This is a genomic window from Vibrio sp. 10N.222.49.C9 (genome assembly GCF_041474985.1).
GTDB lineage: Bacteria > Pseudomonadota > Gammaproteobacteria > Enterobacterales > Vibrionaceae > Vibrio > Vibrio crassostreae_C.
This window is the reverse complement of sequence record NZ_JBFRVD010000017.1, coordinates 22,008-31,551: the sequence shown is the minus strand read 5'-3', so window position 1 is coordinate 31,551 and position 9,544 is coordinate 22,008. Positions and strand designations below refer to the sequence as shown.

The window sequence follows — 9,544 nt, the reverse complement described above, 5'->3', positions numbered from 1 at the left end:
TGTTTATACAAACACGGCCCGCGGAAAATCAGAATTGTTTTCTCTAGTCTTCGAGAAGCTTCTGCAGTAACACGCCGTTAAGCATGGCGCGCTTAATCATAGCAAAAGCTCCCATCGTAGGATGTTTATCGATCTGTGATGCTACAATAGGCAGGCCGCTATGGAAAGTCGTTAACGACTGATTCTCTACATTGCGCTTAATTGCAGGAAAAACAATCTCTTGTGCCTTGGTAATATCACCAGCAATGATAACTTTTTGAGGGTTAAATAAGTTAATCGTCATCGCGATAGCCTTACCTAACTGGTTTCCTACTCGAACTAAGCTTTGCTTGGCTAGCTCATCACCATTAATCGCGTGGTCACAAACGTCTTGAATCGTAATATGCTCAAGCTCTGTTAAAGAAGACTCATAGCCTTGTTTAATCAGCTTCTGCACGCGTTCAACGATAGCTGGGTTTGCCGCTACTGTTTCAAGACAGCCGAAGTTACCACATTGGCATTGCTCGCCTAGCGGATCAATTTGGATATGACCAATTTCACCCACATTACGGTTATGACCTAGGAAAACCTGACCATTAACGATAATACCTGCACCTGTACCACGGTGAACACTGACCAAAATAGAATCTTGGCTATCTTTACTTGCACCGAAGTAGTGCTCAGCAAGCGCCATTCCACGAACATCGTTACCAACAAAACAAGCAACATGGAATGTATCGCGAATAATGTCGCTTAATGCGAGGTTATCGATGTCGGTATTCGGCATGTACTCAACAACACCGGTCGTTGGGTTAACCAAGCCTGGAAGCGTGACACCAATAGCAATCAGTTGATCGATCTTTGGTTGATGCTCAGCAATGAAAGCTTTGAGGTTATTGACCAAGCCTTGGGTAAGGTCTGATTGGTCTGAATAATTCAGGTCTTGCTGTTGGAAAGCCAATTCACGACCACCAAGGTCATGCAGGCTTATTTGAATGTAGTCTCGACCCAAACGCACAGCAACAGAATGAAAAGGCTCTACTTCTGTGGTTAGGGAGATAGCGCGTCTACCGCCAGTAGACGCTTGCTGCGCAACCTCTTTAATTAGGCCGCGCTCTAAAAGTTGGCGGGTAATTTTTGTAACACTTGCCGGTGCGAGTTGGCTTACATCAGCCACTTGTATACGACTGATAGGCCCCTGTTGGTCTATAAGTCGGTATACCGCCGCACTGTTTAGTTGTTTAACTAAGTCTACGTTACCTATTTGTCCGCCATTCATACTTAATTGTGCTCGTATTGTCCGTTAACAACAGTCGCTTTAACGTTAAAGTCTCGGTCAAATACAGCTAGGTTTGCAACCATGCCTTTTTTGATTCGACCTAGCTTGCTTTCTACACCGATAGCCGTAGCTGGGTATAGCGTAGCCATGCGAAGAGCTTCGTCTAAAGCGATACCAGCGTGCTCAACTGTATTCTGAACTGCTTCAATCATAGTCAGAGCTGAGCCGCCCAGTGTGCCGTTTTCATCAACACACTTACCATCACGGTAATATACTTTCTTACCGACAAAAATAAAGTATTCCATGTCAGCACCTGCAGGAGCTGTGGCATCCGTCACTAATACCAACTTTTCTCCCTTGATTTTATGCGCAATTCTGATGTTTGCGTAATCAACGTGGAAGCCGTCGGCAATAATGCCAGCGTAAACCTCAGGAGTATCGTAAATCGCGCCAACAACGCCAGGCTCACGACCAACCATCGGCGTCATTGCATTGAACAGGTGAGTGGCGAACGTGATACCAGATTCGAAACCTTGACGCGCTTCTGCGTAAGTTGCGTTGGTGTGGCCGATAGAAACGACAACGCCAGCTTTGTGCAGGCGTTCGATGTGTTCAGGGTCGTTAAGCTCTGGAGCCAATGTTACTTTTGCAACAAGGTCACGGTTCTCACAGATAAGCTCAATCATTTCGTTGTCAGATTTACGAATGTGATCGACGCTATGGATGCCTTTTTTCGCAACGTTTAGGTAAGGGCCTTCAAGGTGCAGACCTAAAGATTGGTTTTGGTACTGGTTATGGTATTCACGAGCTGCCGTAATAACCGCACGCATATCTTCGTCTGAAGAGGTGATAAGCGTTGGTAGGAAGCTAGTACAGCCAGATTTCAGGTTTGCTTTGTGCATGATCTGCATGGTTTCTGCAGTGATCTCATCGTTAAGCATTACACCGCCACAACCATTCAGTTGTAGGTCAATGAAACCTGGGCTTAGGTTTGCACCGTCTAGGTCGCGAAGCTCGATTCCTTCTGGCAATTCAGAGATAGGACAGACTTTTTTGATCAGTTCGTTTTCGATTACAACAGCATGATCGGTTAGAACATCACTACCAGTGTAAATTTTACAGTTACTTAGCGCGTACATAGTCAGCTAATCCTTATTTCGTGAGATCTTTTAAATTCGTTCGTTACCTAAATGCGGACTTAGTTTGCGAGCATCATTTACGTAACGATTTATCTTTTATGGGCAAACGGCTTCAAAATGAGAAGCGATTTAAGTTGTTGAAAAACATATGAACAATTGATTTTTATTATACATTAAGGTCCATCAATAATGATTATTCACGGTGCTCTATAAGCCCGGAGTAACCATCTTTTTGCCTAATGATTAGATTTGGATTTTATCCATAAATGTTCATTTTTTTGAATGATAAAATAAGTTTTATGATCTCGCTAGCAAAAACCTCTGGATTTGGTAAAAACTGGTGATTAGGATCACAAATGGTAAGGTTTTAATTTGCGGAGCAAAATTAATTGAATACACTGAATAGGACTAAATTGAGCGACTAAAATAAGTTTCTCAAACGAATTCTAAAAAATCCTATAGGGGGAAACAACTGGTGAATATTCTAGGATATGCGCAGAAGCTTGGTAAGGCGTTAATGCTACCAATCGCAACGCTTCCGATTGCGGCATTGCTGCTACGTCTGGGTCAACCAGACTTACTCGATATCGCATTCATGGCATCTGCTGGTAACGCAATCTTCAGTCAACTACCATTATTGTTTGGTTTGGGTATAGCTATTGGTCTTTCTAAAGACGGTAACGGCGCAGCAGGTCTTGCTGGTGCAGTTGCTTACTTTGTTCTGACAGCAACCGCAACAAACATCGATGCTAGTGTAAATATGTCATTCTTCGGCGGTATCTTTGCAGGTATCATCGCAGGTCACTCTTACAATGCATTCCACGCGACTCGTCTTCCAGAGTGGCTAGCATTCTTCTCTGGCAAACGTCTAGTTCCTATTATGGCTGGTCTATTTGCTCTAGTTGCTGGCGCAATCTTTGGTGTTGTATGGCCTGCTGTTCAATCTGGTCTAGATGCACTTGCTCACGCAGTTTCAACGTCTGGCGCTATCGGTCAATTTGTTTACGGTACTCTTAACCGTGCACTTATCCCAGTAGGTCTACACCATGTACTGAACTCGTACTTCTGGTTCGGTATGGGCTCTTGTCAAGAGATCGTAGTTGCTGCAGAAGGCTTCTCTCAACTTTGTGTTGACCCTGCACTAGCTAAAACTTTAGTTGTTGGTCAAGAGTACACATTTGAATTTGCTAACTCAGTTAACCCAGAAATTGTTGCAACTGTTAAAGAAGTAACTGAAACAGTTAAATCTGGCGACCTACACCGTTTCTTCGGCGGCGATAAAGGCGCTGGCGTATTCATGAACGGTTTCTTCCCAGTAATGATGTTCGGTCTACCAGGTGCTGCACTTGCAATGTACCTAGCTGCTCCTGCTGAAAAACGTAGCCAAGTTGGTGGCGCACTATTCTCAGTTGCATTCTGTTCATTCCTAACAGGTATCACAGAGCCGCTAGAATTCATGTTCGTATTCCTAGCTCCTGCTCTATACGCAATGCACGCTGTATTTACAGGTTTGTCTCTAGTAGTTGCTAACATGTTTGGTACTCTGCACGGTTTCGGTTTCTCTGCTGGTCTTATCGACTTCGTATTGAACTGGGGTCTAGCAACTAAACCATTCGTACTACTACTAATCGGTCTTGGCTTCGGTGCTCTATACTTCTTCACTTTCTCTTTCGCAATCCGCGCTTTCAACTTGAAATCGCCAGGTCGTGAAGATGATGACGAAGCTGTTGCAGCTCCTGCTGGCGAAGCACCAAAGGGCGACCTTGCACGTCAATACCTGAAAGCTCTAGGTGGTCACGACAACCTAACTTCAATCGACGCTTGTATCACTCGTCTACGTCTAACTCTTAAAGACCGCTCTGTTGCAGATGAAGTTGTTCTTAAGAAACTTGGTGCTAAAGGTGTGGTTAAACTAGGTGAAAACAACCTACAGGTTATCCTAGGCCCACTAGCTGAAATCGTAGCTGGCGAAATGAAAGCTATTGGTGCAGGCGAAGACCTATCTGATGTAAAACTTCCACAGTAAGGGAAGTACTTAATTAAGACGTAAAGTTACTCTTAAGTAAGTGTCAAATTGAAAGCCTCCCACACGGGAGGCTTTTTTGTGCCTGCAGTTTAAGACCAGCGAACACGGTTCGTTCTATTCTTCATCGAATAGCAGAAATAATCGCAATTAACGGACGGTTCTTATTGTGCAAAGGCTAAGAATTGTGGATGATTAGCAACAATGATCTTTCTATCTTTGACTGGCGCTATAAGCGACCGTTTTCTTGGGGACGAAAGATAACTTTCTCTGACAATACTAAATACATAGAGGTGCTATAGATGAGTGAAGCTGAGGCTCGTCCATCGAATTTCATTCGCCAAATTATTGATAAAGATTTAGCGGATGGTACACACAGTAGCGTGCATACTCGTTTCCCGCCGGAGCCAAATGGCTACCTGCACATTGGTCACGCTAAATCTATTTGCTTGAACTTTGGTATTGCTCAGGACTACCAGGGACAATGTAATCTTCGTTTCGATGATACAAACCCTGAAAAAGAAGACGTTGAATACGTTGAGTCAATTAAGAATGATGTAAGCTGGTTAGGCTTCGAATGGTCTGGTGATATTTGTTACTCATCAAACTACTTCGATACGCTTTACGCTTATGCTGTGGAATTAATTAATAAAGGCTTAGCGTATGTTGACGAGCTAAGTCCTGATCAAATCCGTGAGTACCGTGGCACGCTAAAAGAGCCTGGTAAAGCGAGCCCACACCGTGACCGCAGCCCTGAAGAGAACCTAGCGTTGTTTGAAAAAATGCGTGACGGTGGCTTTGAAGAAGGTAAAGCGTGTCTACGTGCTAAGATCGACATGAGCTCTTCGTTCATGGTTATGCGCGATCCTGTTATCTACCGTGTTCGTTTTGCTCACCACCATCAAACGGCTGACAAGTGGTGCATTTACCCAATGTACGACTTTACTCACTGTATCTCTGATGCGCTGGAAGGTATTACGCACTCTATCTGTACGCTTGAATTCCAAGATAACCGTCGTTTGTACGATTGGGTTCTAGATAACATCACGATTGACTGCCAACCTCGTCAGTACGAGTTTAGCCGCCTGAATCTTGAATATACAGTGATGTCTAAGCGTAAGCTGAACCAACTTGTGGTTGAAAACCTAGTTCAAGGTTGGGATGACCCACGCATGCCTACTATTTCTGGCCTACGTCGTCGTGGTTTTACTTCAAGCTCGATTCGTGAATTCTGTAAGCGTATTGGTGTAACTAAGCAAGAGAACATGATTGAGTTCGGTTCACTTGAATCTTGCATCCGTGATGATCTGAACGAAAATGCACCTCGTGCAATGGCTGTTCTGGATCCAGTTAAGATCGTTATCGAAAACTACGAAGCAGATACAGTAGAAACGTTAACGGTTGCAAATCACCCAAACAAGCCAGAAATGGGCACTCGTGAAGTACCATTTACACGTGAAGTTTGGATTGAGCGTGATGACTTCCGTGAAGAAGCAAACAAAAAGTACAAGCGTTTGGTTCTAGGTAAAGAAGTTCGCCTGCGTGGTGCTTACGTGATCAAAGCTGAACGTATCGAAAAAGATGCAGAAGGCAACATTACGACTATCTTCTGTTCTTACGACAATGAAACATTGGGTAAGAACCCTGCAGATGGCCGCAAAGTGAAAGGTGTTATCCACTGGGTATCTGCTGATAAAGCACTGCCTGCTGAGATTCGTTTGTACGATCGTCTATTCACAGTGCCAAACCCAGCCGCTGCTGATGACTTCGCTGCAACGCTAAACCCTGAATCACTTGTTACGCTAAATGGTTTTGTTGAACCTAGCTTAGCAGAAGGTGTGGCAGAGCAAGCGTACCAGTTTGAACGTACAGGTTACTTCTGTGTGGATTCGAAAGACTCTAAAGCAGATGCACTAGTCTTCAACCGCACGGTTGGTCTACGTGACACATGGGGTAAAACTGAAGCTTAATCGCTAAAGTGATTCGCTTTCGATAAGCACCCTAATAAAAAACCGGCTTAGAGCCGGTTTTTTGTATCTGAATAAAGTCGTCAATTATAGAATAAGTTGCGATTAATCGTCTTATGTAGTGACCATATAAAAAACGCCGGCCTAAGCCAGCGTTCTGTATTACTACTTCGCTTTATGCGCGTCTGGATTGCCTTTGCAATCTCCGTTAATGCTTTTGCCGTACAAGTACAAACTGTGGTTTGTTAGTTGCACGTTGTAACGCTGAGCAATCTCTTTCTGTCTTTCTTCGATGATGTCATCAGAGAATTCGATCACTTCGCCACAATCTAAACATACAAGGTGGTCGTGGTGGTGCTGTGTAGAAAGTTCAAATACAGACTTGCCGCCTTCGAAGTGGTGACGAGTTACAATGCCAGCGTCATCGAATTGGTTAAGTACTCGATAAACGGTTGCAAGACCGATTTCTTCACCTAGGTCGATCAGCTTCTTATATAAATCTTCAGCACTAATATGTTGGCAGTCTGGCTGTTGTAATACTTCTAAAATTTTGAGCCGTGGAAGGGTCACTTTAAGACCTGCATCTTTTAGCGCTTGATTATTGTCTGACATATACTTTCCTGTTGATGATCTGCAGCAATTAACAGAATTCAATATTAATACCATTATAGTTTAGTCAGGCATAACAATAAACCACGAACTTCAAAGGGTTACTTACTGACATCACAATCTGTTTTGTAAATTGGAAGTATCTCACTTATAGTGGAGGTACGACCAGTCAAGGTGACGGTGTTTCTGATATGAACATGGAATGTTGTTATGAATAAGCAACTCGCAAAAATATATAAACCCAACATTGTAAAATTTGCTCTTAATATTTGGCCTCCCTTTTGGGGAGCGGGTATTCGAATAGCCCACATTAGCACTGACTTTAGGGTTGTTAAGACAGTACTTAAGCTACGCTGGTGGAATAAGAACGCCAATCGTACTCAATATGGCGGCAGTATCTTTTCTCTTACCGATCCCGTTTACTCATTGATGTTAATGGGAATTTTAGGTGAACGATATTATGTTTGGGATAAAGAAGCGAGCATTAACTTCATCAAGCCGGGGCAATCGGACTTGTATGCAGATTTTGAGATAAGGCAAGGGCAGCTTGACGATATCTATCGTCAGACGCAACTCGGTGAAAAGTGCTTCCCCGAATTTATTATTCACGTGAAAGATAAGCAGGGTAATGTGGTTTCAGAAATTCAACGCACCCTCTATGTAAGAAAGAAGCCGCAATTTAGAGATGATGATGAAGCATTAGAGGCTGAGTGCTAATTAATAGATTTTAAATAGCAAAAAACCTCCTATAAGGAGGTTTTTTCATATCTACATAATGGTTATTAACTGTAACAATTAACAACCACTAGAGAATTAGTCTTCTAGCTCTGCTAGGCACATCTCTTCGTGGATTTGTTTAACCCAGTTAGATACGCGCTCATCAGTTAGCTCAGGTTGACGGTCTTCATCGATACATAGACCAACGAATTGGCTGTCATCGCCTTCAACTAAACCTTTCGATGCTTCGAATTCGTAGCCTTCAGTTGATGTGTGACCTAGGATAGTACCGCCTTTCGCTTCAACGATGTCACGGATAGTACCCATAGCATCACAGAAGTATTCTGCGTAATCTTCTTGGTCGCCACAACCAAAGATAGCAACAAGCTTAGTTGAGAAATCAATAGCTTCTAGCTCTGGGAAAAAGTCATCCCAATCACATTGTGCTTCGCCGTAGTACCACGTAGGGATACCAAGCAGCAGTAGATCGAAGTTATCGATATCTTCTTTGCTGCTTTTTGCAATGTCTTGAACGTGAACGAGCTGTTTGCTCAATTGCTTTTGAATCATCTTAGCAACAGCTTCAGTGTTACCTGTATCGCTACCAAAGAAGAGACCTACACTTGCCATAGAATCATTACCTTTCATTTTGTCTGTTGTCGGTGTAATAAAGTTCGGAAGAGAATCGTTAGATCCCAGTTCCTTCCCAGCTTAGTTGGATTATCCCTTTGGCGATAAAACCCGCACAGCCAAGGAAAAGTACTAACCATACGATGCGACGACCAAATGGAGGAACATTTCCCTGCTTGAGAACGTCCTTAATTGCCATACCGATTAAAAAGAAAATCGCGGCAAACAGGAGATCTAAACCAACAGATTCGATGATGTTCATGTAGTCGTAAAGCATGGGAACCTTATATACCAATTTTGCTTGGGCGCACTATATCACTGTTGTGAGATAAAGTTAATCTGCAGTAATTACACAGCTCTCATTTATCTGCACGAAAAAGCGCAGTTAAGCGATGAATTTTCTAATTGCTCTAAGTACTTCTGCTGGTTTTTCAGCATGCAGCCAGTGACCTGTGTTGGCAATGACATGCGCTTTTGCGTTAGAAAATTGCTGCTGAACGGCTGCTTGATGTTCTGCGGTGAGGTAATCTGAATCCCCACCTTTAATGAGCAAGGTTTTGACCGAGGTTTTCTCGATCGGTTCCCAACCAATAATATGTGGGTAGTTGCTCAATAACGAAGCAACATTGAAGCGCCATTCCATGATGCCTTGCTCTGTTTTGAACAAAGATTTGGTTAAAAACTGGCGAACGCCATCGATCTCGATATGTTTTGCGAGAACCTTGAGTGCATCTGAGCGTGAAGTCGGCTCTTCTTCTATCACGGCTTGCAGGCCTGCGAATACGTTGTCGTGGCGACTCTGAGTGTACGCGACCGGAGCCATATCCAAGACAATCAATTTATGCAGCGCAAGATGTTGTGTCAGTGCCATCGCTACTTTGCCACCCATCGAGTGACCAATCACAGTGACGTCTTCTGACTTAAGATCATGCAGCAGTTGAGCCACGTCTTGTGCCATCGCTTGATAGTTATGAGTGTCACTATGGAAGGATTGACCGTGGTTGCGGAGATCGATACTAAGTACCTGATGATCGGCTTTTAGATCCCTAGCGAGCAAGCCAAGGTTGTCCAGATTACCGAATAATCCATGGATCAAAACAATGGTGTGACCCTCACCTTCAATTTTATAGTTGAGCTGTACTGACATTTTTATCTTATTCATGGTGGGTTTGACGTAGAGTATCCGCGCGGATCTCGCTAT

General features: G+C 43.5%; 9 protein-coding genes. 3 read left to right on the top strand and 6 right to left on the bottom strand.

What is annotated here, in order from left to right:
- Positions 1-43: 43 nt before the first annotated feature.
- Together AB4585_RS06140 and nagA are read right to left on the bottom strand one after the other, a co-directional pair.
- Positions 44-1,258, bottom strand: a complete 1,215-nt coding sequence (locus AB4585_RS06140) for an ROK family protein (RefSeq protein ID WP_017062194.1) — start codon at positions 1,256-1,258, stop codon at positions 44-46.
- A gap of 2 nt (positions 1,259-1,260) precedes the next feature.
- The gene (nagA, locus tag AB4585_RS06135) at positions 1,261-2,397 is read right to left on the bottom strand and encodes an N-acetylglucosamine-6-phosphate deacetylase (protein ID WP_017062193.1); all 1,137 of its coding nucleotides are present in this window, start codon (positions 2,395-2,397) and stop codon (positions 1,261-1,263) included.
- 475 nt (positions 2,398-2,872) lie between these two features.
- Between nagA and nagE the strand changes: the two genes are divergently transcribed.
- Together nagE and glnS are read left to right on the top strand one after the other, a co-directional pair.
- Positions 2,873-4,423 carry an N-acetylglucosamine-specific PTS transporter subunit IIBC gene (nagE, locus tag AB4585_RS06130; protein WP_032545860.1) on the top strand — a complete coding sequence of 517 codons (1,551 nt, stop codon included), beginning with the start codon at positions 2,873-2,875 and terminating at the stop codon, positions 4,421-4,423.
- A 299-nt stretch (positions 4,424-4,722) separates the two neighbouring features.
- A complete protein-coding gene (gene glnS, locus AB4585_RS06125) occupies positions 4,723-6,390 on the top strand; it encodes a glutamine--tRNA ligase (protein WP_372154956.1) in 1,668 nt (555 codons plus the stop codon).
- A 162-nt stretch (positions 6,391-6,552) separates the two neighbouring features.
- Here the strand turns inward: glnS and fcrX are convergent, their stop codons facing one another.
- Positions 6,553-6,999, bottom strand: coding sequence for a ferric iron uptake transcriptional regulator FcrX (gene fcrX / locus AB4585_RS06120; RefSeq protein ID WP_017061956.1), 447 nt, complete (start codon positions 6,997-6,999; stop codon positions 6,553-6,555).
- 207 nt (positions 7,000-7,206) lie between these two features.
- On the opposite strand from fcrX, the gene AB4585_RS06115 reads away from it, so the two are divergent.
- A complete protein-coding gene (locus AB4585_RS06115; protein ID WP_017061955.1) occupies positions 7,207-7,713 on the top strand; it encodes a DUF4442 domain-containing protein in 507 nt (168 codons plus the stop codon).
- Positions 7,714-7,809: 96 nt separating this feature from the next.
- On the opposite strand, the gene fldA is transcribed toward AB4585_RS06115, so the two are convergent.
- The 3 genes from fldA to AB4585_RS06100 form a co-directional block, all read right to left on the bottom strand.
- On the bottom strand, positions 7,810-8,343 hold the full coding sequence (fldA, locus tag AB4585_RS06110; protein ID WP_010436745.1) for a flavodoxin FldA: 534 nt from the start codon (positions 8,341-8,343) through the stop codon (positions 7,810-7,812).
- A 58-nt stretch (positions 8,344-8,401) separates the two neighbouring features.
- Complete coding sequence (locus tag AB4585_RS06105; protein WP_004737900.1) at positions 8,402-8,620, bottom strand: DUF2788 domain-containing protein; 219 nt, start codon at positions 8,618-8,620, stop codon at positions 8,402-8,404.
- Between the two features lie 108 nt (positions 8,621-8,728).
- Complete coding sequence (locus AB4585_RS06100) at positions 8,729-9,490, bottom strand: alpha/beta fold hydrolase (RefSeq protein ID WP_017061954.1); 762 nt, start codon at positions 9,488-9,490, stop codon at positions 8,729-8,731.
- Between the last annotated feature and the right edge of the window lie 54 nt (positions 9,491-9,544).